Source organism: Ruthenibacterium intestinale (assembly GCF_040096265.1).
In the GTDB taxonomy this organism is placed as follows: Bacteria; Bacillota; Clostridia; order Oscillospirales; family Ruminococcaceae; genus Ruthenibacterium; species Ruthenibacterium komagatae.
In genome coordinates, this window is record NZ_JBBMFA010000111.1 from 1 (window position 1) to 24,989 (window position 24,989).

Below are 24,989 nucleotides of genomic sequence, written 5' to 3' on the forward strand. Positions count from 1 at the left end.
ACTATATCTGAAATGCATTTTTGCAATTCATTCAAAAACCTTTCATTTTAGACTTGACTTTTAATAGTTAGTCTTTCTTTCGTTATGCTGTTGCCGATTTCCGCTTAGGTGCGAAAATCGGTTCGAGAATGGTGCTGATCAGCGCCTCCCGATCTTCTTCATCTGCAGTGGCTTTACTGATGATGGTGTAGAGTGCAGACTCGTAAGGATCACCGGAGATCTCGGTGCTGATTACCCAGTCGATCAGGCTGCGCATTCCACAGGAACCATCCGTAATACTGTTTTTTCGGCAGTAGTCCGTCATGTCATTTACGACCTGGACCATCTGAGAAACCTGGTATTCATCGGTGGCGCCGGTAACGGCCATAACACGCTGGACCATCACTTCAGGCGGGGGCAGCTCGACGTCTTTAACTAAACTCATACGGTCTGTTACCGACTGATTCATGCCACGACAGCCTTCATAAGACACGTTTGTCGTTACAATGACGACTGCGTCCGGATGCCGCTTGATGATCTCGCCAGTCGGCAGCGTAATGGTTCCATCCTGCTCCAGAAGGGAGTTCAGACCTACCAGAACGCCGGGCTGCATGATAGTGGAAGGTTCCTGGATCTCAACAAGATACCCATTTTTCAGAGCCTTGATAAAATCCGTTTCCACATAAGTATAGGTTTGTCCAGTGCTCTGATGCTGATCGCTGTGAGCGGTCAATGCCCGAACTTTCTCGGTCACCTTATCCAGCACAACGGCCAGGCACTCCTGTGTGGTAGCATCGGGTTTTTCCTCACCAGTCAGCGCATGATAGACGCCTGCCGGATCATAATCCATATCGTCCAGATCCGGAAGCTGCATGAGCTTGGACACATTTTCGTAGTTGATCCCGCCCATGGTTTTAAGCATCTCCCGTTCACGATCCAGTTCGGCATCTCCAGTGGAGAAAGAATCGGTTTCAGGGAACACGCTGCCGATAAAGTCGAAAATCTCGGTTCCGGCAGAACAGGTATATTTCATGTACGGAAGCCCAAGACCTGCAGCAATCGCTTTTGCGCCCATTGTCTTGCCGGTACCGGCAGGGCCACGCAAAAGGAAATTCCGCATCTGCATGGGTTTACCGGTGGTCACCTGCGCGTGCTTACAGATCTCAACTGCTTCGGGAGGAATGATATACCACTCGGGCAGTTTCGGAACCAACGACTGTTCCGCTGCAGACAGTTTCCGGCTTGGATCGAGGACATACTTGCCCTCAAAATCGCTGTGTTTGATCTCGTTGGTGGCTTTGGAGATTACCACTCTCCCGGTTTTGGCGAAAATGGTAAATTCACCGGCAACCACATCGGTCGGAGAGAACACACCAGAGTCCAGCTGTGCCGGAGAGACCCGCAGCAGATTCCCGGATTTATCCACATTGATCTTGATATGCGCAGCACAGGTTTCATCCTTGATGCGGCGATACGCGTTGTCGCACATGAGTGCCATGGATTCTGTGGCCAGCTTCATATCCGGATATCCCGCAGCAATCTGATTGCTGTAGGCATTATAGTTGTCTGCAAACTCATCGTCCGACATCAGCACAGGCATCAGGCAGAAAAACAAAGCCGCACCATCACGCTTGCTGGCATGGGCAACATATTGTTCTGCCGTCTCGGTGTTTTTGTCGTAAACGCTTGCCAGTGCAGACCCGCTGGCGACATCGATCACTACCAGATGATAGAGATCCGGCCCCATGGAGGATTTGTATTCGGCGACACATTTCTTGTTCTCGACCCAACCGACGGCACCTTCGCCACCGTTGGTTGCGCAATGATAGAACGCATGAACAGCTTTGATCACAGAGCCGCACAGCGTTGCCTCCGTGCCGCTGGCATATTTCGATGCCACCTTCACCTTCTTGCTCGTCAGGGAATCAAACGGTTCCGGAAGTGCGCGGGAGTAATTGAAGAGGTTCGCAATGGATACGCTCATTGAATGTCATTCCTTTCTGCAGTTCTTCTGCTTGAGATTGATTTTGATCCCCTCATCGGTCGGGTTGCATTCTTTAATACCGCTGCTTACCAGCTCACGGCAAATATACTCCCAGCACTGGGGGTCAGGAAGCTCAGAAGCGGGGATCGCGAGTTCGGAATCTCCGTTTGCGATACATTCGTTGCATCGGCTGTTCAATTCCATAACATGAAGTTCAACCCACTCACATGCCAGCAGCTCATAGTCCACCCGAGGGGCACTAGCCACCGGCTCGGCTTCTGAGGCCTGGCTGTCAGGATTCGATACCGGTTCCTCATCAGGCTCCGGGACTTCCGGTGCCTCTTGTTCCGGTTCAGGAGATGTGCCGTAAGTGATACCGGCTACCTGGAGGTTTTGGATGTGTACAATTGCTTCACGATAACCGCCGGCCTGGTTCAGCAGAATAGCAGTATCGCGACCAGACAGAATATCTTCCTTGGCATGCTGAGATTTCCAAACCCATCTTGCCTGCGGGAAGTCGTCAGTGACCCGTTCGGTGATCCGGCGGATTGCCAGTTCAAAGGCAAGCTGCTGAAGATCTTTTTCTGTTTCTGCCTTTGCGGGTTCCTGGGGTACGGATTGAATGATCACCGTTTCTTTGCGTGACAAAAACAAGAGGCGAATCATCGCCGCAAAGAGGCCCAGGATGCACAGCAGAATGAGCGGCCAAAGTCGGCACATGAACAGAATTACCGTAAACACCCCGAGAAGAATCAGGGTGTCGTAGACCAGGCGGCGCTGAAATTCCTTGTTTTTCATGGCTTTTCCTTTCTTGTGGTACAAAAAAACGCACATGGGAAATTTTCATACCCATGTGCGTTTTTTGTTCGCGTGAATCATTTGTGCGTAGGCACCTTGGCCTGTAGTTTACTCATCAAAAAAAGAATTGGCGCCGCCGAAGGGCTCATAGCCGGTGAAGTTGTCACTCTGCTGCGCGGCAGGTTGTGCCGCAGGCTGAGAGGCCGCCTGATACGAAGGCGCCGTCTGCTCAGCGGAATCAGCGTTGTCCTTTGCGTGTTTGCCGGAAGAGCAGTATTCGATCTCGTCCACGATGATGACCGTGGCACTCTTTTTTTCGTGGGTCGAGGAATCTTCCCACACATCCTCGTCCAACCGGCCAAGAATGTTGACAAAAGAGCCCTCCTTCAGCTGCATTTTTTTGATGCGCTCAGAGGTCTGCCCGAATGCCTTTACCGACAGGTTGATCCAGCGCTGGTTGTTTTCGGCCCGGGTGTCATAGACTTTCTTGCCGACCCTGAACCGAACCCCTTTCTCAGAGAACCGAAGTGCCGGTGCGCCGTCATACCCTTTCGAGATGACGACATCAGTTGCGATGACCTTTAACATAAGATTACTCCTTTCTTGCAGGGATGCCTGCAGTGCAATGATATATTTCGATCCCGGATTGGGAAGGAAACCAGAAAATAAAAAAAGTGCCAACAAGCACGGATGTGCTCATTGACACTTTGTAACCAGATACTATGGCATTCCCAAACGGAACCCTGATACTGATGGTGTCATTATATCATTGCTCGGTTGATTCGTCAATTGCTGGGAAGAGACTGGGCCCTGATGCTCTTTTCAATTTCATATTTGACCAGTTCCAAAGCGATCTTGGTCTTAACGGGGTCGAAGCGGCAGTGCCCGTCGGGGGTGATGTTCTGCTTAATGAGTTGCGGGATTTCTTCAGCTAATGCGACAATTTCATCGACCTGGTTCATTTGTCTGCCCCTTTCAAAATTTCCATCGCCATATAACCACTCAGCACTTCACAGTGATCCGCATGATAAACCGGCGTTCGTGATGCAATATAGAACCGCAGCATGTCACCGACCTGCACCTCCATATTCCGCCGATGCGGTACCACTTTAATTGTGTGAGGATCTGCAAACACATATACAGATTTGTTTTTCCGGAACAGGTAGGTTTGCTCAACCTTCTGGCATCGCCCCTCGACAACAACATATTGCCCAGTGGCAACTGTGTAGTAAAACCATGCACCCGATATGCCCACGACCAGGGCAATCGCCAGCAGTGAAATGCTCAGATACGGTTCACCGTATAACAGGAATGAGCAAATACAGGCAAACAAACTCAGTCCGGCCCCAACAAAACGAAATACGATTTGCCGCGTGAGAGGTGGCGGCAATTCTTTCAATTTGTTCATACTTCTACCTCACAGCAGGAGAATTCGCTTTTTGCGTAGCAGTGCGAGAATCGCTTGTACCGTGCGATCCCGGCATGCGGCAGCTTCCATCTGGGTTTCCAGAATATTGTCAAAGATCGTATCTGTTGTGTAAATCATCTCAGTGAGTTTTTGGCGGTTCTCTTCCCCGAGCCATCCGGCTTCCGGGGTGATTTTATGCTCTTCCAGATACACAAGCTCGGCCATTGTCAGCCGCAACCCTGCACCAGTGATCCAGTGCAACAGATTGTTTTCCACGGGTGCGAGCGGGAGAGAAAGGCCGCGATGTTGAGCCGGAACAATGACACAGTGAGTCAAGGCACGGTATTCATCAACCGCGTCAGGGCCAACCTCTTCCACAAGCTCCATCTTCAGCAATTGACGAAGTTCCTTTTCTTCAGCAAAATCTTTACCATCCGTTTCGGCAATGTTCAGCCGTGCATCGAGCCAAAGTCTTGCGCGTAGGCCTGTTAGCACAAACTCACTGCCGAAGTGGTTAATGCGAAGGATATGCTCTGTAGATTGTTTCTGAACAATCCCTTTAGCAAGATATCTCATATTAACACCTCTTTCGGCTGTTGATTATTCATACTAACATTACACTGCCAATACAGTCGGTTTTGCAACAGTTAAAGCAGATACAACGCCACAACACATGCGGAGATAATCAGAAAAAATGCTGTGCAAAGCAGCAAAACTTTAATCACAAGCAATCGGTCCACTGGTTCCCTCTTTTTGCCCAGATCGGTGGGCAGAATATCATCATAGTACCCGTCATAGTTCCGATCCGATTCTGCATCCAGCAAAGACTCGTCTGGCGGAGCCGGTTCCCGCTCGCTCACAACGGGGTCCGTTGCCTGCTGTTTCTGATTTTTGGCACGAAAGATAGGTGGAAACCGTTTCTTCTTCTGCTCAGAACAGCTTTCTTCCTGGACGGGAACAAGTTTTTGCCCGCACTCCGAACAAAACGAAGCGGCAGAATCCTGCAAGGGCGCACCACAATAAGGACAATACTTCATATAAAAAATCCCCCATAAGAGAGTATTTGGCCACAAAAGCCATGCCTCACGATCTAATGGGGGACAGTAACATTATAGCATCACGTATTTTCCGCGTCATCGGCATTACTATTGCCAAAAGTGTGCCATTTCATGAGCATTTTATTTTCACAGATGGATTATTCTGCTTGAACATTTCTGACAGGTATAATTGATTTGATAGCGATTTTTGATAGTATTCGCTACAACGTCTTAAGATTGTACTTTTAGGAGGTTTCGAAGCATGGGAATCATTTATGGTTACGTTCGGGTTTCAACAAAGGAACAATGCGAAGAACGACAACTGATAGCCTTGTGGAAGTTTCCAGTTCCACAAGGCAATATTTTTATAGATAAAATCAGTGGAAAAGATTTCAATCGACCACAATATCAAAAACTTCTTCGTGTGTTAAGGCCCGGAGACACGCTAGTCTTGAAAGCGATTGACCGCTTAGGACGAAATTATGAAGAAATCCTTGAACAGTGGCGAATTATCACAAAAGAAAAAAGAGTCAATATTGTGGTGTTAGACATGCCGCTTTTGGATACAAGGGAAACAGGAAAAGATCTAACAGGCATCTTTGTTGCGGATCTCGTGCTGCAGATTTTATCATATGTAGCGCAGACCGAGCGGGAGAATATTCGGCAACGGCAAAAAGAAGGTATCGCTGCAGCAAAAAAGCGTGGTGTGCGATTCGGCAGACCCCCTAAAGATCGCCCTGAAACATTCAATCAAATAAAGGAGACTTGGAAGAAGGGGGAAATTTCATCACGCAAGGCGGCAAAACAGTTGGAAATTGCACAAGACACATTTTTACGTTGGGCGCATGAAGATTGATAAGTAATTGTAAAAGCAATTCATTGTCTATGTCATAAATAGTGATTCAAATCACAAATCGTACACATGTTGCATATTTTTGAGCGTATAATGTAGAAATTTTTCGTTCGCAATAACCAATAGCGTTATGTGGACAAAACTCTCTATTTCAACATAAAACAGCACGAAAAAAGCATTTTTACCATTATATAACAGCTGCTCGAAAAAGTCTAATTTTTCTTTCGTTAGTGCAGTGGGCTACTGGATTAAATTTTAGTGAAAGCGAGGGGGTTCTATTGATTTATTCGGCATCAAACAATATCTGTACCACTGTCACCAATCGAAAGACGGTTGAGCGAATTGTAGATTGTTTCTTAAATGCGACTGAGGTCCAGTTGGATGGTGAGCCTTCTTCTGATGCATCAGCGAACGAAAAATCGATAACTATTACAGTTGTTCCTGCAAAGTTATCACATGTAGAAACCTCTCAATCGCCCACATGCCAATTTGCGGTATCAATTTTGGGTAGCAAAGCTTTAATCGCAATACTTGACGAAATAAGAGCAAAAGAGGCTGTAACGAAGTCTACTATTGGTTTGCTTGAAACATTGAGTAGGCAAGTGGGGGTGTTTCTACCTGTCAGACTTGCGTCTTAAATCAAACCATGTACTTTTGCGGCGTGTTCTACGGGGAATTGTTCCAGGGGAGTACAGCATACATGAATGGAACGATGCCGTTTCATATATTTGTGGGATTAGGGGCTCTTTTATGAACCAGCAGGAAGCAGCTAATTATCTTGCAGCTTATCTGCGCAAGTGAATTTGTAATGCAGTACATTTACACTTTTTAAGCGTGTTTATTTCGATTAGCTCAGAGCTATTTATCCGGTGAGGGTAATAAACGCTATTCGCAAGCGAGGGAGGTGGTATCTATACAGAGTCAAAGCCTTAACAGATATGCACCGAATTTATGTTGCATCTGTGTTGATTTGATTTGCGACGGATACTATACCGGACGTTTTTATCATTATTACTCGGCACGGCCCATTCAATTCCATAGTCAGCATGAGCTGATAGTCAATATAGATACTTTGTGTGACCAACTTGATTACCCTCAAGCAGCGCTGCGTGTGCGTAGTTTTTGGCCTAAACGGAAAAGAGCAGTCCATAGAAAGGAGATGCGTAGGCAGTTGAGTAAAGAGCAGCTATCTGTGAATAGAGGTAATATGGCTACCTTTTTGGTTCATGTTAAATATCGGCAAAATGCTACATGGCAAGGAACGGTGCTTTGGGCAGAGGAGAATAAGCAAGCTCATTTCCGTAGTGCTTTAGAGTTAATCAAACTAATGGATAGTGCGGTCGAGGAAATACTGCCCGACCAGGAAAGTCTTTCTGTTTCTTTTGAAAATCACCACAATACTACCGATTAGAACAAAAACGAATCGCAGTTACAAACGAATATTTTTCCTGGTCTAATCCAATAGAGTTTTGCGGGGATTATCGGAATACAGTAAATTCCGAAGAAAGATTGCGGAAACATTTACGATTGAACCAGCAAAGAGCGACCGTGCTCCTGCTGGTTTTTCTTTGAAAGTAGTGTGAGGAGAAGGAAAAATGAACAAAGCTCTTGCTGAAATAGTCCAGAATAAGGTCCCAGTTTTTTCTCAAGATGATTTTTACAGCTTAACCGGGAGCAGGCAGCATCTGCTGACAACATCATATTCGACCGATAGGCAAGTCAAAAAAGCCTATCTGATTTTCAAACGTACTTTTGACATTGTGTTCTCGGTCCTTTTGTTAATCCTTTTATTGTTACCTATGGCCATAATCGCTCTTTTTGTATACTTAGATTCCCCTGGTCCAATCATTTTTCGCCAGGAACGATTGGGTAAGAATGGTCGCCCTTTTACAATGTTGAAGTTTCGATCCATGATTTTGGATGCAGAAAAAGATGGTCCCAAATGGGCAGACGAAGATGATCCTCGGTGTACTAACATTGGAAAGTTCCTGAGAAAGACGCGGCTTGATGAGCTGCCTCAGCTAATAAATATATTGGTAGGAGAGATGAGTTTTGTGGGGCCTCGGCCTGAGAGGGCTTGCTTCTACGAGGAGTTTGAGACCTATATTCACGGCTTTAGAGAGAGACTGGCAGTTAAACCGGGTCTTACAGGATTGGCTCAGGTAAGTGGAGGTTATGATTTACGACCGGCAGAAAAGATTGTGTACGACATGTATTATATCCACGAACGCAATACATGGATGGATATGTGGTGCATTCTGAAAACGGTCAAACTTGTTTTTACCCATGAAGGAGCACGGTAAAAATGAGAAGCAATAGTGGTGATTTTGCAATATCAGTAGTGATGCCTGCTTTTAATGCTGAAAAGACCATTGCGCAAGCAATCCAATCAGTTTTAGATCAGACCTATACAATCTTAGAATTGATAGTTGTAAATGATGCATCCTCTGATAATACTCTACAAATAGCGCAACAGTTTGCGCGTGAAGATGTGCGTGTACATGTAATTACAAATGAAACCAACCTTGGAGTATCTGGCTCACGCAACCGCGGAATTGCCCTCTCGCACGGGGACTGGATAGCATTTTTAGACAGCGATGACATGTGGCAGCCGGATAAGATTGAAAAGCAATGTGTGGCGCTAAGTAATGATGAATCTAGCGTTCTCTGTTTTACGGGATCTTCTTTTATTGATGAGCGCGGTATTCCTTATGGCTACACCCTTAAGGTTCCAGAGCAAATCTGCTATCAGGAGTTACTAAAACAAAATTTGATTTCCTGTTCTTCTGTATTGGCAAAAAAAAATGTGTTGGAACGATATCCAATGATCCGCGACCCTATGATACATGAAGACTATGTTACGTGGCTCAGAATTCTCCGAACAATACCGTATGCAACTGGGGTTAATGAGCCGTTGCTCATCTATCGTATCGGAAGACACAGTAAGTCAGGCAATAAAATTCGTGCCGCTAAAATGCAATGGAGAACATATGCTACGGCTGGTGTAGGTAAGATGACCGCAGTCCGATATTTTGCAGTATATGCATGCCGTAATTTATGGAAGTATCTACGGATACACAACAGTATGAATAGGGCGATTTAAATGAGTTATGATCTCAGGGAGCATCAACAAGTAATGCTGGAAATGCTTCGCGAAGTGGATCGCATATGCAAAAAGCATCAAATTCAATATACACTCTTTGCCGGTACGTTACTGGGAGCCGTTCGGCATCAGGGCTTTATTCCCTGGGACGATGATTTGGATATTGTGATGCTTCGACCGGAGTATGAGCGTTTTCTAAAAATCGCTGCACAGGAGATTGATACACGCGCATTCTACCTCCAAGCAGAATTCTCTTCGCACTGGCCAATGTTCTTCACAAAACTTAGAAGAAATGGAACGGCTTGCATTGAACGATATGTCCCAAAAGATTATGACACCCACATGGGTGTATATATTGATATTTTTCCGTGCGATAATCTGTACGATCAGCCGCTTCTTCGTAAAATGCAATTCTGGGCATCCAAACTTGTAATAGCAAAGGCTTTAAGTGCAAGGGGATATTCTACCGACAACATCAAAAAGAAATTGTTTATTTTGTTGTCGCACTTGTTCCCTCGTAAGATTCTAGCTAGTTTTGTTCGGAATGAAAGAGGAAATCATACAAAGAAAGTACATACATTTTTTGCGGCGTCCTCAAAATACAGCAAGAATATATACCCCAGAGAGTGGTTTCTGGAAACAAAAAAACTATTGTTTGAAGGTTATGAATTTCCAGCGCCTCGACAATACCATGAGATTTTAATGCAACTGTATGGGGACTATCAAGTTCCCACACCTGTAAGCGAGAGGGGGAAAAAGGTGCATGGTGAGATTGTCGACTTGTCGCATCCATACACATTGTATCGTGATGTACAGAAAAATCTGAAAATAAAAGAATTCACTCGAAGTATACGTTGAAATTAGTATCATACAGATCGGAGAACAAGCTATGGGAAAAAGCACAAAGAAATCGAAAACTCTCTTGCTAATTTTATTGGCATTAATTCTAACACTAATTGTAGGGATTTTAATCGGAAACTTTATTGGAAATTCTGAGCCTGTGGATGGCATCAGCGCTAATGCGTCTGAAGGCCAAATTATCTCTGGTTCGGATGGTAACCAGACTGATGCTCTCACCCAAGAAAATTCAGAGGCCACCGCTTCCGAAGATATGATCGTCCATACAGATTATGGTGACCTGTATTATCCCGAACAGTGGGAGAGTTATCTGATAACAAGTAATACCTATAATGGAGACTCGTTGGAAGTTATCTTCTCGGCCCAAATCAATGGTACAGATTATCCTATGTTCCAAGTAACAATCGGAGTCAGTGAAGATGTGTTAGTAGGCGAGCTAACGGATGAATCAGGGACAAAACGGGACGTCCACATGGAGGTATTCGAATTGGTCTTTGGTGATGATTTGTCGGATGAAGAGAAAAATCGTGTTTCCGCAATGCAAGAAGATCTGAATTATCTGATTGATCATCTGAAATAAAGAAGTGTGAGGAGGATGAAAAATGAGAGTAAAAACAGTGTGGCGTAAATGCCTTTCTGTGATACTCACTGTGGCGATGACACTAAGTATACTGTCACCGATGACTGCTTATGCGGCCGATGTAACGGCAGAAAATGGTGGAGTCGACTTAACTGTTACCGAGGATAGCGCGGTAACATCGACCACAATGAAAGAAACCAATTCTGCAACAGAATCTGCTGCTACAACTGAACCTGAGTCTATGTCCGAGCCCGAGTCTATGTCCGAGCCCGAGTCTACGTCCGAGCCCGAGTCTACGTCCGAGCCCGAGTCTACGTCTGAGTCCGAGTCTACGTCCGAGCCCGAGTCTACGTCTGAGCCCGAGTCTACGTCTGAGCCCGAGTCGTCTAATAACCCTGACACCGTGGTGGATGAAGAACAAGGCACAGGTAACTATTCTGAGCCGAATGATGCGGGTGAGCCTTCTGTTGCCACAGTAACCGATTACAGTACTTTTGTGAGCACTTTGAAGGTTCTGGAGCGATATGCCCGAGATTATGCGGCACTTAACAGTGGCCTTGATCCGATTGAGCTGGTCATCAATTATATCCGTACCGGCGTTGAAAAGTACAATACGGACAGTTGGGCGATTCTTGCAGGTGCAGAGAACACAGCCTTTGTTTCGTATGTGATGGAGCAGGATACCATTAATGGCACCACAGCTCAAGCATTGCGCGGTATTGGCGTATTCCAAACGCCAAATGGGCAGACTGTGGAATTTGCTCATATGTTTGGAGCCCTGAACATCGCCTATTACAACAAGAACATACAGACCTCAGCAGATTTTGGTAGCTGGGCTGGCGATATCTGCGACCTAATGGCCTATACCAAGGGAAAACTGGCGGCTACGGACGTGGAGACGATGGCGGAAGAAATCCGTTCCAACTATCTTGGTGTAGATGACGATAATTCTCCATCTTTCGGTTACCAGGACATATATGCAGATTTGGATAGTTTTTATTTCATGAGCAATCTTTCTGGTAATGCTTCCCTGAGTTCTCTTATCGAAACCTATTATACCAACGAACTCAACGACACTGATCGAGCAGCTTATTTCCTTATCAACCGATTTGAAGATGCGTTCGATATTCCAACTGTGCGAGAGTCAATATATGAGGCATATTCCTCGAATTCTGGTATTGGTCTCCTGGAAACCGAACGTGGCCTAACCGGAGATGCCGATTTACGTACAGCTTGTTGTTATGCTTTTGCTGACTATCTTTATGAATTAGCAAAGGATCATCTCACACCTGTCGAGCCAGAGAATCCTTATTATACTGTTTTTGACGAAGAGTTATCTAACCTTGCCCCCGGCATCGAGCAGAACATTTCGTATGCTCTGACAGCTGACGAAAAACAGATTGTATTTTACACAGCCACAATCGATATCAGTCGTGACGATATCGGCATTTACGCTAATTATAAGAATAACGATGGCTCGGTTTGGGGTACAGCCCGTGTAACGGACCAGATCGCAGCAGCACAAGCGAAGTATTCAGACCCGGATAGTGATTACTATATTGAGAACTTCACCCCTATTGTTGGTGTGAACGGTGACTTTTACAACATGACCACAGGGCGCCCGTCCGGTGCACTTGTCATGGAAGGTGTAGAGTACAATGGGGTGGGAAGTGAAAACTTCTTTGCGATTTTGAAAGACGGTACCGCTATGATTGGTGGACCGGAGGAGTATTCCCAGTATAGAGATCAGATCAAAGAGGCCATAGGCGGTGCGAATTATCTCGTTCGCAATGGGAAAATTGCGGTTACGCCTACCGAAAATTATTACAGCTCCCGTGCTTCACGCACTTGTGTTGGCCTGACTGCGGATGGCAAAGTAGTACTTATGGTACTCGATGGCCGTCAGGAGCCTTTCTCCGCAGGTGGCAGCATGGAAGAGATTGCGCAAATCATGTTGGAAGCGGGATGTGTTACCGCTATCAATTTGGATGGCGGCGGTTCCACTACATATGCTGCCAAACAGGAGGGCTCGGATAGTCTGACAGTGGTTAATCGCCCTTCGGACGGCTACGAACGGTCAGTTAGTTCTTCGCTTATGGTTATTTCTACGGCCAAAGCATCTACAGAGTTTGATCATGCTTTGGTTACTACCGATAAGGACTTCATGACAGTTGGAGCTACCTTAACGGTATCTGCAGTGGGCGTTAGCGGTTCGGGAAATGCCGCTCCGCTGCCTGAAGGAGCTGTTTTACGGGTTTCGGATGAAAGTGTTGCTACCCTCAAGGATGGAGTGTTGACTGGAGTCGCGCTTGGCTCTGCGACAATTACGCTAGAGCTGGATGGTTTAGTCCTTGGTAGTAAGACCATTCAAGTTGTTGAACCTGATGGACTAAGCTTTACAAAAGATGGCATGAATGCGGTATATGGCGCTGAGCTAACGCTCCCTGTTGAAGCGACTTGGAACGGGAACCCTGTAGCTATTTGCGAGTCAGATGTTAGCTTTGAATTGAGTGCTGCAGCCGGCGAAATCAAAGGGTTTGTTTTTGTAGGCGATGAAGCATCAGGTATTCGGCACGTTACAGTAACTGCCCGGCTGGCAAAGGATTATTCGATTAAAGACACCATGGAACTTGCGCTCTATAAAAACGGAGAGGCAATTTTTGACTTTGACTCTGCCATGGCAGGCGATGACTCCTTTGCGTGGAACCGTGATGTGACCAATTCCACTACAACAGATGAGGTTTACTATCATATCACTGATCCAAATCAGGAAATGGACATTTCCTATATCTTTGCGTTGGACATGACAGCTGTACCTGTACCCGAAAAAATTGAGCCGCTTTTGGGGCTGGTCGCTGGTGGAGACATTGAAAATGTCCGCGCATGGGATTTGCTACTTCGACTTGCTGAACGTGTGGGTACAATGACTACGGTGGAAGTCAATTTGAAAATGGATCCCAATTTGGAACTTGACTTTTCGGATGTAACATTGGTCAATGAGTACTTCACGTTAACAGATACACAATTTGATGAGAATACGCATACTCTGACTATCACCTTCAACTGGAACAAACAAACAGCAGCAATTGATGCGGCAACAGCTAATCCTATTTGTATCCTTAGTGGAATAAAAGCAAAAGCTCGTGCGGACGCAGCTTGGGATAAAGACGGATGCCTTGCTATCACCAATCAGGGCAAACTAAGTTATGATATCTATCTGCGGTCAAGCACTCTGTACGGATTAGCAAGTCAACCCTCAATGCAGCAGCAGTATGATATCTATCCCTACATTAATCCCCAAGACCCCAGTGAGCGTGGAGGACACTTCGAAACGACATATAAGAGTTTCGAGGATGCTTTTACTCTGGATCGATCTATCTGGCAGGGATGGCGCAATGCTGGTGATGACCGTTACTACTATAAGGATAATGTGCCGGTAACAGGCATACAAATCGTACCCAGCTATGAGGATGAGAATGTAAACTGCGCATATCGCTTTGATGATCATGGGGTATGTCAGGGGAAAGTAACGGGTCGCTTCGATTTGAACGGAGAATTGTACTACGCCGTTAATGGTATGCTCATTACAGGGTGGCGCATCTTTAGGGAGAACGAAATCGATCAATATTACTATTTTGATCCCGATACTGGAATGGCGTTGGACGGTCAACAGGTTATTGACGGATACCATTATACCTTCACAGACCGTGTGCTAACTCGAGGCGACTTGATCCATACAAAAGAAGGCTTCCATTATAAATGGGCCGGCGAATGGGTCATGAATAGTTGGGTAGAGATTGACGGCAACAAATACTATGCGGGAAAAGCCCCATACGGCTACTTCGTGACAGACCTGCATCAACAGTTGTATAAGTACGGGAGTAACACGGAGCTGGGCTATTGCCTGTTTGACCAAGAAACAGCCGTTTGGCAAGAAGACTATTCTGGCCTGCACACAGATGAAGCAGGAGAAATTTATCTGATTGAGAATGGCTATTGGAGCAATGGTGTTGGACTGGCTAAGGTTGGGGAAGACTACTACTACTTCCGAACCAGTACAGGTACTGCAGTGAAAGGACGGACTTATTGGGTCACGATTACCAATGATCTGCTTCCTGCTGGACCTTATGCTTTTGACGAAAATGGCAAGATGATTAATCCGCCTACCGTTGATCCGGATCCGGAAAAGAAAAATGGCATCGTAGAAGAAAACGGTAGTCTGTACTACTATGTGGATGGTGTGCTGACCCCGGCCGGCTTGATTCAACTTGACGGTGCGTACTATTACGTGAAGACTTCTACATGCGAGGTTGTTCATGGTCAAACCTATTGGGTCACGAGCACCAACGGTCTGTTGCCTGCTGGTCCTTATTCCTTTGACGAAAATGGCAAAATGATTGATCCGCCCACTGTTGATCCGGGACCCGAAAAGAAGAACGGTATCGTAGCGGAGAACGGAAGCCTGTACTACTATGTGGATGATGTGCTGACCCCGGCTGGCCTGATTCAACTGGATGGCGCGTACTACTATGTAAAAACTTCTACATGCGAAGTTGTTCATGGCCGCACCTATTGGGTTACCGCTACCAACGATTTGATACCTGCTGGCCCGTATACCTTTGGAGATGATGGGCGGATGATTCTGTAATCAGTGTATAACCCCGGGAGGATTTCCTCCCGGGGGCTATCTGGAATTTCACACACCAATCGGAGGCGATGATGCGTATGAGGGCGGATTTTGCATTACTGATTCTTTTAGGCATCGGCACACTGATTTCGTTTTCATGGCTTTGCCTGCTGGGGAAACGGCTTGGTATGAGATGGTATGCCGCTTTGCCTATTGCCCTTTTACATACGCTATATGGAGTGGTTACCGTCAAAGCATTCGCCTTTTTGGAAACAGGATTTGCAGAGGGCAGCTTCGATAATATGAGCCTATTTGGTGGCGTGTTCTTTATGCCTGTAGCGTACTGGCTTGGAGCAAAACTGTTCAAACGAAAAGTAACAGATGTATTCGATATCTTTAGTATTTGCATGATTAGTACGGTCATGTGCGCTCGCATTAACTGCATTATTGCTGGATGTTGTAGTGGCCTACTAATTCCGGGGACATCTGGGTTGCACTGGCCGACTCGGGAAATGGAAATTCTATTCTATATTATTCTGTTGGTTTGGCTTGGACACCGTATTATTAACCAGCAGACAAACGGAACAGCTTATCCTATCTATATGATTGCCTATGGGGTGTTTAGGTTCTTCGTTGAGTTTTTGCGATATTCCGAACATTCATTCGGCATTTTTCACATTTCACATCTTTGGGCTATGCTCTCTTTTTGCATCGGTCTAAGTTTCTACGCGGAACTTCGATCCAAGAAAAAAGTCAGGAGATGATATTATGCAAAAAAGAATTCTGCGGCGTCTCACAGCACTTTTACTCTCGGCAGCTATGCTATTGCCACTCTTCATGGTATTTCCAGCACCAGCATACGCAGCAGGTGGTGGTGTGCTGTCTGGACTAAGTAACCCCGATATTGGCGCGAGTTATACAAGTGAGGATGACGCACAAGCAAGTTGGTCTGTAACCGGAGGTAACTCTCTTATAGGCCAAGCAATCGGAAAGGGTGGAACCTGTGGCGACACCCAATACGAAACCACACTGACTCTCACAAACAACAAAAGCGAAACTGCGAAACTATCCTTCTCTTATACAATCGTTAAAAATAATGGAACAATCCAAGTTGCGGGCACTAATGTTACTGAAAATGGGACTTACTCCAGCACATTGGAGCCGGGTGCTTCCATTAAGGTATACCTAAAATCTAACGACACGAAAGCGGCAACATCCATCACCATCACTGATTTGTCGATGATTGTTGAGCGACAGACCACTACTATTTTCCTGCCAGCGGAAAATGGTAGCTACTCTGTAGACGGCGTGCCAGTTACTGCAGAAACGGAGAAGACACAATCCTCTACCGTTGCCTATGAATTGAACGCTACACCAGCCTCTGGCTATAAGTTTGTTGGTTGGTACAGCGTATTAGAAGAAAAGTATCTTTCAAGCGAAGCAACACTGTCTTTGTATTTAGATAGCGATCAAACAATTACTGCCCAGTTTATCCCTGAAGAAACGCCTGTTTTTGATGTGGGTGGGTTCAAGTTTACAGATTTGAATCAAGCTAATGCTTATGCAGTAGAAAATGGTATCCAGAAAATTTCGCTTGTATCTGATGGTATTCTGCCCGCAGGAGAGTATACCGTATCGCAGGGTGTTATCCTTTTAATTCCTTTTGATGCAGCCAACACCTGTTACACCACTGCTCCTGCAACAACGGGTGATAAACGTACTTCTCCCTCGGTCTACCGTAAGCTTACCATGGCGCAGGGGGCTTCCCTTTCGGTTAATGGTGCCATTAGTGTTAGTGCTAAGCATTATGCCTATGGTCAGGTTGGAGCAGGTGCACCAGATGGTAAATACGGTTATATCTACATGGATGAGGGAAGTTCCATCACTGTTAACCAGGGTGGCGCTCTGTATGTCTATGGGTTCATTTCCGGTAAGGGCGAAGTGAATGCAAAATCAGGGGCAACTGTTTATGAGAATATGCAGATTGGTGACTTCCGTGGTGGGACTACCACCGCAGGAATGAACAATAATAAGCAGAAGATTTTCCCTATCAATCAATATTTCGTTCAGAATATTGAGACTAAGCTTACGTTAGAATCTGGAGCCGATGAATTCGTCTATACTTCGATTTTTGCGGCTTCTACTTCGACATCAACGGCAGTCCATTTCATCGGTAATAAGGATGCACTGTTCTCTGTTGAGGAAGGCGGATCCCTTATCAAGGAATACCTACCTGAGCAGGATCGATTGGAGGTCACTGTTAACGGTGACGCAAGAATCAACAGCTTGACCTTGACACTTATGGGAATCAGCATTTCCTCGGATAGGTATGTTCTTCCCATAAACAATTGTATGACAATCAACGTAGCATCTGGTACTACTCAGTTCACTCAAGATGCTGCATTGTTGGCTGGCGCTTCTATCAACATTGCTGAAGGCGCTACAATGCAGATCACTTCTGGCAGTTCCCTGTTCACCTATGACCGCGATGAATGGATCAAGGCAAATTATGCCTCTACAGCCAAATTCAAGAAGACGATATATTCTCCTACCAGAAGTTATAATCGTACAGAAGCGGATCTAATCGATGCTTGTATCGATGTAAATGGCCTGCTTCTTTCTGATGGCGCAATCTATACTACTGCTAGTGGTGCGAAAGTTATCAGCAGCCAGGGAACCGGTAGAATTGTCATGACAAATGGTGCCGGTTCGCAGACAGAAACCTACATGTACAAGGATTACACTACTAATTACGATGCAATCCCTGTTACTTCTGCTAAGCTGTATAACGGTGAGCAATACGTTGGAACCGAACAGGAGTTCACTCTAACCGACGGCGCATTGCCTGGAAGTACTTATGTTTGGGACAGCGCTAGTGGCATGTGGAAACAACAAGGTTCTGCCAGTGAAATTACTATAACATTTAATGCTAACGGCGGCGAAGGCAAAATGGAGCCTCAGACTGTCGCAAGCGGAACGGACACCGTGTTGAACGCGAATAGCTTCAGCTTTGAGGGATACACCTTTACTGGCTGGAATACTATGGCAGATGGTACAGGCGTCCCCTATGCTGATAGCGCAATCGTTAACCTGACTGAAGACACCACTCTTTACGCCCAGTGGACGGAAGACGTGACTTCCTATACCGTGACTTGGGTGAACGAAGACGGCACAGTACTGGAGACAGATGAGGATGTGCCCTCTGGCACCATGCCGGAATATAACGGTGAGATTCCGCAGAAAACTGGAGATGCTCAGTACAGTTATACCTTTATAGGTTGGTCGCCTGAGCTGTCTATTGTTACAAGCGATATTACCTATAAGGCAGTTTATGAGCAGACTGTTAACCAGTATACCATCACATGGAAAAACTGGGATGGAACGGAACTGCAGAGCGGATTGGTCGCCTATGGCGAAACACCGGTTTACACAGGTGAGCAACCCACACGTGAAGGCGATGCCGAACATAGTTATGTCTTTGCCGGTTGGACCCCGGAGATTACAACCGTAACTGGAAACGCTGAGTATACGGCTACCTATACGGAAGCAATCAATTCTTATACTGTTATCTGGCAGAATTGGGATGGAACTGAGCTGGAGCGCGACGAAGATGTGCCTTACGGTACCGTGCCGGAGTATAATGGCGCTGCTCCCACCCGCGAGGATGATGCTCAGTACATCTATACTTTCACTGGTTGGACCCCGGCTGTGGATACAGTTTCCGGCAATATCACCTACACCGCTACCTTTAGTCAGACGGTAAAGCAGTATACAATCCGTTGGATGAACGGTGATGTTGTGTTGAAGTCGGAGCAGGTCGCTTACGGTGAAACACCAGTTTATTCTGGCGAAGTTCCACAGAAGGAAGGAGATGCTCAGTACAGCTACACTTTCTCTGGATGGGCGCCTGAAATCGTTCCGGTCACTGGAAATGCCGACTACACAGCACAGTTTACTGCTGCTCTCAATAGTTACACTGTGACTTGGAAGAACTGGGACGGTACGATTCTGGAGACCGATTCTGAAGTAGTTTACGGCACTATGCCTGAGTACAATGGCACGGAACCTATTCGGGAGGCAGATGAAAAGGGCAGCTATACCTTTAACGGATGGTCGCCCGCAATCGCTCCTGTTGCCGGGAACATTGAGTATACTGCGCAGTTTGAAATTATTCCGAATACATATACGGTGACTTGGAAGAATTGGGACGAGACTGTTCTGGAAACTGATGCAGAAGTTCCATATGGCACCATGCCAGAATACAATGGTGAACTCCCTGAAAAAGCTGCTGACGAAGACAACACCTACACTTTCAGCGGCTGGACCCCGGAACTTGCTATTGTAACTGGAGATGTTACCTATACGGCTACCTTTACTGCTACCCCCATTGTTCGGTACACAGTAACCTTTGACGCAAACGGCGGTGAGGGAAGTATGGAGCCGCAAACCTTTATCCAGGGACAGGACGCTACTCTTGCTCCCAACAGTTTCACTCGTGAAGGTTATAAATTTATAGGGTGGAACACTGCTGCAGATGGAAGCGGCGCAGACTACGCAGATGAAGCAGCTCAGATCCAGCTCACGGAAGACATTACTCTCTATGCCCAGTGGCAGCTCTGGAACGGCTGGTTCACTGACGAGATCGGAACTGGATATGTGGAGAATGGTGTTATCGTCCACGGTCAGTGGAAGGATATCGACGGAGCTTCCTATTATTTCAAGGAAGACGGCTATGTCGCCAAAGGCATCTTTGAGACAATCTCTCGAGATGGAAGCGAAACGGCATTATTTGTCTTTGATGATGTGACCGGTAAGTTCCTGTCCGATACAAATGGTCTCCATGACTCCGGCGCTGATACCTTCTGGGTAGAAGACGGAAAAGTAATCAAGAATGCTGGCCTTGTGCGCATTATCTTGGACAGCGGCGAGATTAACTACTATTACTTTGGCGCAGACGGAAAAGCCTATAAAGGTAATGAGGAACAGACCGATTATCTGGTGGAAAAGAATAACGGTTTGGACTTGCCCGCCGGTATCAACTATCCCTTCGAGTCTAGCGGCGTTATCCGTCATTTCGAAGATACTTCCATCAGCGGAATCTATTACGATGAAACCAGCGGAAACTACTATTTCTGTGTGGATGGCATCATAATTGCCAACGGCCTGATGTATATCGATGGATATTACTATTATGCCAAAACCTCCAACGGCGCTTTTGTAACAAGTGCAAGTTACTGGGTCTCCAAGACTAACGGCTTGCTGGAGGAAGGTATCTATAAATTCGATGAGCAGGGCCGCCTTGTATTCCCGGAGCCGACAAAGAACGGTATCGTGTCTGAAAACGGTAGCCTGTACTACTATGTGGATGGCGTACTCACCGGTGCCGGACTCATCGAAATTGATGGCGATTATTACTATGCAAAGACTTCTACTGCAGAAGTAATCCACGGCAGAGATTACTGGGTCACGGCAACTAACGAGTTACTGCCCGCAGGTATCTATACCTTTGATGAGCAAGGCCGCCTTGTATTCCCGGAGCCGGCAAAGAATGGTATTGTAGCTGAAAACGGCAGCCTCTATTATTATGTGAACGATGTTCCTACCGGCGCAGGTCTCATTCAAATTGACGGCTACTACTATTACGCAAAGACCTCTACCGCAGAGATTGTGCATGGCAGAACATATTGGATCACGGTAACGAACGGTTTGCTTGAACCGGGACAGTACACCTTTGCAGATGACGGAAAGATGATTCTAGAATAACCTAATGTGAGCAGTATCCCTTGTGCGCAGGCCCTAAGCCTGCGCACAAGGATGCTGCTTACCTGTGTTATATGGCAATTGGTGGTAGGCATGATAAAAGGCCATAAAATTCAGATTCTTTGTGCCACCATGTGGCAAACAGATTTTTCAAAATATCGCGAAATGCATATTTATAATTGTGATGCGGTATTTGCAAATCAAGCAGATACATACAACTACGTCGAAAAGATGATGGATGGTGCTAAGGTTGAAATGCTGACCACCGCGACCAAAGGGGTTGGCAAAAACCGGAACCTTGCATTGACACTCGCAACAGGAGATATTCTTCTGTTTGCGGACGATGATATGGAATATACACAGAATGCTGTAGAGATTGTTGCTGAAGCGTTCAAACATTTCCCGAAGGCAGATATGATTGTATTCGGTATCCGCTATGCTAAAAACGGGGTGGTATTCAAAAGTCGACTACCCAAAACAGGACGACTCCCCTTTTATCGGGCGTTACGATACGGTACCTGCGCTATTGCTGTTCGCCGTGAAGCGGTACAACGCTGCAATCTTCACTTTACGGAATCTTTCGGTGGCGGTTGTCTATACTCGTATGGCGAGGACACCGACTTTATTGTGCAATGCTATAAAAAACATTTGCACATCTATGCTTGGGATGAGGCGATTGCAGTAACCAACAAGGATACTTCCACCTGTTTTTCTGGTTATGGAAAAAAATACTACTTTGATAAAGGTGCGCTGGCGCGACATTCACTAGGAATTATGGCATTGCCTTATTGTTTGCGTATTGCGAGCAAGAAGATGGAAACGGAACTGCCTTTTTTTCAGCGTATTGCTTATCTTTGGTACGGATACAAAAGTTTTCCACAGTTGATCTCTTATGAAAGATGGGTAAAAACCAGGCATGAAGAAGATTCTGATAGTTAACAATAATATGAAGGTCGGTGGAGTGCAAAAGAGCTTACTCAATCTTTTGTGGGCCATCTCAGACCAGTACGATATCACACTGTGCCTTTTCAGTGAAACAGGCGATTATATATCGCAGCTTCCAAAACAGGTCAAAGTTTATTCCGTATGTTCACTGTTTCGCTATTTGGGGATAAGCCAAAGCGAATGCCACCGTTTATATGACAAATTGCTGAGAGGATGCCTTGCTACATTCTGTCGGATATTGGGCCGCCCTTTTGTAATTCGCTTGATGCTGTGCAGCCAAAAACAGATCCCTGAAAAGTATGATGTTGCCATTTCCTATCTGCAAAATGGCAACAGGCGATCCTTTTACGGAGGAGTTAACGAGTTTGTTCTTAGTAAGGTTCATGCAACTCGAAAAATTGCCTATCTGCACTGCGATTACAGCCGGTGCGGAGCCAATTTTTCATCCAACAATAAACTTTACAAACAGTTCGATTGTATCGCGGCCTGTTCTGATGGCTGCCGGCACTCTTTTTTGGCAACTATCCCGGAACTGCAGGAAAAATGCATCACAGCACGCAACTTCCACCGATACGATGAGATAAGACGACTAGCAGCTGATTCGCCGGTTAAATATACTCCCAATCGATTTCACCTCCTGGTTGTGGGGCGACTGGCCCACGAAAAGGCTGTTGATCGGGCAATCCGGGCGGCGGCTCATGAGATTGAGCATGGAATCAACCTAGAATTACATATTGTTGGAGATGGAATGATGCGTGACGATCTCCGCCAATTGGCTACCGAGTTAGGTATCCAGGATTTTGTCTTTTTTCACGGCGAACAGGAAAATCCTTACCGTTATATGGTGAATGCGGACTTATTGCTGCTCACTTCGCATCATGAAGCTGCTCCTATGGTTATTGAAGAGGCCTATGCCCTTGGAATTCCAGTACTCAGTACACAAACCACATCCAGTGAGGAAATGGTTGTAGCGCGTGGTGGAGGCTGGGTTTGTGCGAATTCGCAAAGTGCACTTAATGCCACATTGGAGAAAATCCTTGGAAACGAAAAAGAGCTGAAAGCTGTGCGTTCTACGCTTCGGAATGTGAGCATTGGAAACCAGCTCGCTATGGAGCAATTTGCATTGCTAACAGGTGATCAATATGCTGAAACCGCAAATAAAACAGGATAATCTGCGCTGGCCTATGGGGGGCTTTTGCTTAATTTCGGCATTGATCTATACTTCCCCGTTTGTGGGAGCTTGGCTAAATTATATAGCTCTTGGGCTTTGCTTGTATCGATTGGTCCGATATGATCGGCAGATCTTTAATGTGGATTATTGTGGTCTGATTTGCCTATCAATAGTTTTTTCAACACCCTCTGGACTTTCTTGTGTTGTCCCATTGGTCTTAGCTGCAGAAATTTGGTTCGTTTTCCGGGATGGTTTAGTTATCGTTCCATCATTTGCAGTTTTTTTAAGTCTGATATGTTATCTGTTGATGCGTATGCAGATGTCGATTAATAATTTCCTGTTGTGCGTTAGCCAGCTCCTAATCCTATATATGATGGTTTCCTGGGAGGATAGGCAGAGCAGTATTCTGGGTATCAAGGTTTTTATTTCAAATGTAATTATTTCTTCAATATATGCTCTGATTTTCCGAAATACATCTCCTATTATCAGAATCATCGGTCAGGAAGTTTCCGCATTTTGGAAAAGTACTCAAACACGTTTCCAAGGATTATACCGTGATCCCAATTATTATATGGCTTTGATTATCATGTCTCTCGTCTTGATTACACTACTTTGGTTTTACCATCAGTTATCAGGACGGTTTTTCCTGACTGGTACAGCGAGCTTGTTGATATTTGGAGCGCTGACTTACAGTAAGACCTTTTTTTTCCTGTTATGCCTTTTTTGGCTATTTTGCTTTTTACATATCTTGCGGAAAAGCAAGTGGATGGGAATTTTATTTATAGTAGGGACAGGTGTTCTGGCGTATATTCTCGTCAATACACTGTTTGCAACAACTGTTTTTAGGATTCTTAGTGCATCTTCAATACAGGAACTTACGACAGGTCGTAGTAGTTTGTTTCAGATTTATTTGGCGAAAATATTATCTTCTGCGAGTTCGCTACTTTTTGGAGAAGGAATGGCTGCAGAGATTCTTGAACTTGGTACGCACAACTTGTACTTGGAAGTTCTTTACTACATTGGTCTGCTTGGCTTTTTACTCTATTTTGGTTTTTTGGGAATGCTGGTTTTTCAAGTGCAACGAAATGCTCATGTACAAATTCTAAGCAGGGGCTTATTTAGATATCTGGCAGTAATTGTTTTTTGCGCTTTATTCTGTTCCTTGCAGGGAATGTACATTCTTCCCGTTTACGGTCTGATGTATATGTCTCTAATTTCCTTACACATTCCAGGAACAGAAACTTGTCAAGAACAAATCAAACAGCACTTTGGATAGGAATAATAATCACAACTCTCGTAGCCTATCAGAAAATGCAACGAATAGAGATGAGAGGTAACAATGAATATTGCATATTGGACTGGTTATTTGCTTTATCGCACGATTGGTATTCACCTTCCAAAGTCATATGCAAAGATCAATCTGGGCGGTAGGTCAATTCGCGCTTTTTGCGCACGATTGATGCTTGCAAAAGTGGGGAAACACATCAATATCGAAAAAGGAGCACGCTTTTCTGCTTCTACTGAAATAGGAGACTATTCTGGCATCGGTGAGAACAGTAGGCTATATGGAAAGGTCGTTCTCGGTGATTATGTAATGATGGGGCGCGAGTGTTTTATTTACACTTATAATCATGAGACATCACGGACCGATATTCCTATGCAGCGACAGGGAAGCACTCCTCAACGCCCCGTCAAAATCGGAAATGATGTTTGGCTGGGCAGTCGAGTTACTATATTACCTGGCGTAACAATTGGAGATGGTGCAATCGTTGGAGCATCATCTGTGGTTACAAAGGATGTGCCTCCTTATGCAGTGGCCTGTGGCAATCCTGCACGTGTAGTTAAATATCGGAACAAACCAAGAGATGAGTTGGACCAATAAGGCA

Annotated in this window: 22 protein-coding genes; 15 read left to right on the forward strand and 7 right to left on the reverse strand. The window is 45.6% G+C overall.

The window, feature by feature from the left end; all coding sequences use genetic code 11:
- Positions 1–82: 82 nt before the first annotated feature.
- The 7 genes from WMO24_RS13825 to WMO24_RS15815 form a co-directional block, all read right to left on the reverse strand.
- Entirely contained in the window at positions 83–1,963 is a 1,881-nt protein-coding gene (locus WMO24_RS13825) for an AAA family ATPase (protein ID WP_349216940.1), read from the reverse strand.
- A 6-nt stretch (positions 1,964–1,969) separates the two neighbouring features.
- Entirely contained in the window at positions 1,970–2,761 is a 792-nt protein-coding gene (locus WMO24_RS13830; protein WP_349216941.1) for a hypothetical protein, read from the reverse strand.
- Between the two features lie 108 nt (positions 2,762–2,869).
- Entirely contained in the window at positions 2,870–3,349 is a 480-nt protein-coding gene (locus WMO24_RS13835; RefSeq protein WP_349216942.1) for a single-stranded DNA-binding protein, read from the reverse strand.
- A gap of 197 nt (positions 3,350–3,546) precedes the next feature.
- Complete coding sequence (locus WMO24_RS13840) at positions 3,547–3,723, reverse strand: hypothetical protein (RefSeq protein WP_158097844.1); 177 nt, start codon at positions 3,721–3,723, stop codon at positions 3,547–3,549.
- Positions 3,720–4,169, reverse strand: coding sequence for a hypothetical protein (locus WMO24_RS13845; RefSeq protein ID WP_349216944.1), 450 nt, complete (start codon positions 4,167–4,169; stop codon positions 3,720–3,722). The genes WMO24_RS13840 and WMO24_RS13845 overlap by 4 nt, the downstream gene beginning before the upstream one ends.
- Positions 4,170–4,178: 9 nt before the next feature.
- Positions 4,179–4,745, reverse strand: a complete 567-nt coding sequence (locus WMO24_RS13850; protein ID WP_349216945.1) for a hypothetical protein — start codon at positions 4,743–4,745, stop codon at positions 4,179–4,181.
- Between the two features lie 71 nt (positions 4,746–4,816).
- Positions 4,817–5,176 (reverse strand): hypothetical protein, encoded by a 360-nt coding sequence (locus WMO24_RS15815; RefSeq protein WP_353963955.1) that lies wholly within the window; start codon positions 5,174–5,176, stop codon positions 4,817–4,819.
- Here WMO24_RS15815 and WMO24_RS13860 point away from each other — a divergent pair.
- From WMO24_RS13860 to WMO24_RS13930, 15 genes are all read left to right on the forward strand, one after another.
- Positions 5,077–5,400, forward strand: a complete 324-nt coding sequence (locus WMO24_RS13860) for a hypothetical protein (RefSeq protein WP_349216947.1) — start codon at positions 5,077–5,079, stop codon at positions 5,398–5,400. The two genes, WMO24_RS15815 and WMO24_RS13860, sit on opposite strands and share 100 nt — an antisense overlap.
- 68 nt (positions 5,401–5,468) lie before the next feature.
- Positions 5,469–6,062: a recombinase family protein gene (locus tag WMO24_RS13865; RefSeq protein WP_349216949.1), complete on the forward strand. Its 594-nt coding sequence runs from the start codon at positions 5,469–5,471 to the stop codon at positions 6,060–6,062.
- 275 nt (positions 6,063–6,337) lie between these two features.
- On the forward strand, positions 6,338–6,697 hold the full coding sequence (locus WMO24_RS13870) for a hypothetical protein (RefSeq protein ID WP_349216951.1): 360 nt from the start codon (positions 6,338–6,340) through the stop codon (positions 6,695–6,697).
- A gap of 533 nt (positions 6,698–7,230) precedes the next feature.
- Positions 7,231–7,470 carry a hypothetical protein gene (locus WMO24_RS13875; RefSeq protein WP_349216953.1) on the forward strand — a complete coding sequence of 80 codons (240 nt, stop codon included), beginning with the start codon at positions 7,231–7,233 and terminating at the stop codon, positions 7,468–7,470.
- Positions 7,471–7,654: 184 nt separating this feature from the next.
- Positions 7,655–8,362 (forward strand): sugar transferase, encoded by a 708-nt coding sequence (locus WMO24_RS13880; RefSeq protein ID WP_349216954.1) that lies wholly within the window; start codon positions 7,655–7,657, stop codon positions 8,360–8,362.
- A gap of 2 nt (positions 8,363–8,364) precedes the next feature.
- Positions 8,365–9,162: a glycosyltransferase family 2 protein gene (locus WMO24_RS13885; RefSeq protein WP_349216956.1), complete on the forward strand. Its 798-nt coding sequence runs from the start codon at positions 8,365–8,367 to the stop codon at positions 9,160–9,162.
- Complete coding sequence (locus WMO24_RS13890) at positions 9,163–10,020, forward strand: LicD family protein (RefSeq protein WP_349216958.1); 858 nt, start codon at positions 9,163–9,165, stop codon at positions 10,018–10,020.
- A 31-nt stretch (positions 10,021–10,051) separates the two neighbouring features.
- Positions 10,052–10,600 (forward strand): hypothetical protein, encoded by a 549-nt coding sequence (locus tag WMO24_RS13895; RefSeq protein ID WP_349216960.1) that lies wholly within the window; start codon positions 10,052–10,054, stop codon positions 10,598–10,600.
- 406 nt (positions 10,601–11,006) lie between these two features.
- Positions 11,007–15,248 (forward strand): phosphodiester glycosidase family protein, encoded by a 4,242-nt coding sequence (locus WMO24_RS13900; RefSeq protein ID WP_349216962.1) that lies wholly within the window; start codon positions 11,007–11,009, stop codon positions 15,246–15,248.
- A 77-nt stretch (positions 15,249–15,325) separates the two neighbouring features.
- Positions 15,326–15,991 (forward strand): prolipoprotein diacylglyceryl transferase family protein, encoded by a 666-nt coding sequence (locus WMO24_RS13905; protein WP_349216964.1) that lies wholly within the window; start codon positions 15,326–15,328, stop codon positions 15,989–15,991.
- 4 nt (positions 15,992–15,995) lie between these two features.
- Positions 15,996–20,990 (forward strand): InlB B-repeat-containing protein, encoded by a 4,995-nt coding sequence (locus WMO24_RS13910; RefSeq protein ID WP_349216965.1) that lies wholly within the window; start codon positions 15,996–15,998, stop codon positions 20,988–20,990.
- A 6-nt stretch (positions 20,991–20,996) separates the two neighbouring features.
- Complete coding sequence (locus tag WMO24_RS13915; RefSeq protein ID WP_349216966.1) at positions 20,997–21,926, forward strand: glycosyltransferase family 2 protein; 930 nt, start codon at positions 20,997–20,999, stop codon at positions 21,924–21,926.
- Entirely contained in the window at positions 21,904–23,103 is a 1,200-nt protein-coding gene (locus WMO24_RS13920; protein ID WP_349216967.1) for a glycosyltransferase, read from the forward strand. The genes WMO24_RS13915 and WMO24_RS13920 overlap by 23 nt, the downstream gene beginning before the upstream one ends.
- Complete coding sequence (locus WMO24_RS13925) at positions 23,075–24,379, forward strand: O-antigen ligase family protein (protein WP_349216968.1); 1,305 nt, start codon at positions 23,075–23,077, stop codon at positions 24,377–24,379. The genes WMO24_RS13920 and WMO24_RS13925 overlap by 29 nt, the downstream gene beginning before the upstream one ends.
- Before the next feature lie 63 nt (positions 24,380–24,442).
- On the forward strand, positions 24,443–24,985 hold the full coding sequence (locus tag WMO24_RS13930) for an acyltransferase (RefSeq protein WP_349216969.1): 543 nt from the start codon (positions 24,443–24,445) through the stop codon (positions 24,983–24,985).
- Positions 24,986–24,989 lie beyond the last annotated feature (4 nt).

What these genes read in the sequence shown, in the direction of transcription:
- WMO24_RS13835 (WP_349216942.1), bottom strand. Translation starts at nt 3,349, where the DNA reads ATGTTAAAGGTCATCGCAACTGATGTCGTCATCTCGAAAGGGTATGAC.
- WMO24_RS13880 (WP_349216954.1), top strand. Translation starts at nt 7,655, where the DNA reads ATGAACAAAGCTCTTGCTGAAATAGTCCAGAATAAGGTCCCAGTTTTT.
- WMO24_RS13925 (WP_349216968.1), top strand. Translation starts at nt 23,075, where the DNA reads ATGCTGAAACCGCAAATAAAACAGGATAATCTGCGCTGGCCTATGGGG.
- WMO24_RS13890 (WP_349216958.1), top strand. Translation starts at nt 9,163, where the DNA reads ATGAGTTATGATCTCAGGGAGCATCAACAAGTAATGCTGGAAATGCTT.
- WMO24_RS13885 (WP_349216956.1), top strand. Translation starts at nt 8,365, where the DNA reads ATGAGAAGCAATAGTGGTGATTTTGCAATATCAGTAGTGATGCCTGCT.
- WMO24_RS13850 (WP_349216945.1), bottom strand. Translation starts at nt 4,745, where the DNA reads ATGAGATATCTTGCTAAAGGGATTGTTCAGAAACAATCTACAGAGCAT.
- WMO24_RS13895 (WP_349216960.1), top strand. Translation starts at nt 10,052, where the DNA reads ATGGGAAAAAGCACAAAGAAATCGAAAACTCTCTTGCTAATTTTATTG.
- WMO24_RS13845 (WP_349216944.1), bottom strand. Translation starts at nt 4,169, where the DNA reads ATGAACAAATTGAAAGAATTGCCGCCACCTCTCACGCGGCAAATCGTA.
- WMO24_RS13840 (WP_158097844.1), bottom strand. Translation starts at nt 3,723, where the DNA reads ATGAACCAGGTCGATGAAATTGTCGCATTAGCTGAAGAAATCCCGCAA.
- WMO24_RS13905 (WP_349216964.1), top strand. Translation starts at nt 15,326, where the DNA reads ATGAGGGCGGATTTTGCATTACTGATTCTTTTAGGCATCGGCACACTG.
- WMO24_RS13825 (WP_349216940.1), bottom strand. Translation starts at nt 1,963, where the DNA reads ATGAGCGTATCCATTGCGAACCTCTTCAATTACTCCCGCGCACTTCCG.
- WMO24_RS13920 (WP_349216967.1), top strand. Translation starts at nt 21,904, where the DNA reads ATGAAGAAGATTCTGATAGTTAACAATAATATGAAGGTCGGTGGAGTG.
- WMO24_RS13930 (WP_349216969.1), top strand. Translation starts at nt 24,443, where the DNA reads ATGAATATTGCATATTGGACTGGTTATTTGCTTTATCGCACGATTGGT.
- WMO24_RS13830 (WP_349216941.1), bottom strand. Translation starts at nt 2,761, where the DNA reads ATGAAAAACAAGGAATTTCAGCGCCGCCTGGTCTACGACACCCTGATT.
- WMO24_RS13910 (WP_349216965.1), top strand. Translation starts at nt 15,996, where the DNA reads ATGCAAAAAAGAATTCTGCGGCGTCTCACAGCACTTTTACTCTCGGCA.
- WMO24_RS13865 (WP_349216949.1), top strand. Translation starts at nt 5,469, where the DNA reads ATGGGAATCATTTATGGTTACGTTCGGGTTTCAACAAAGGAACAATGC.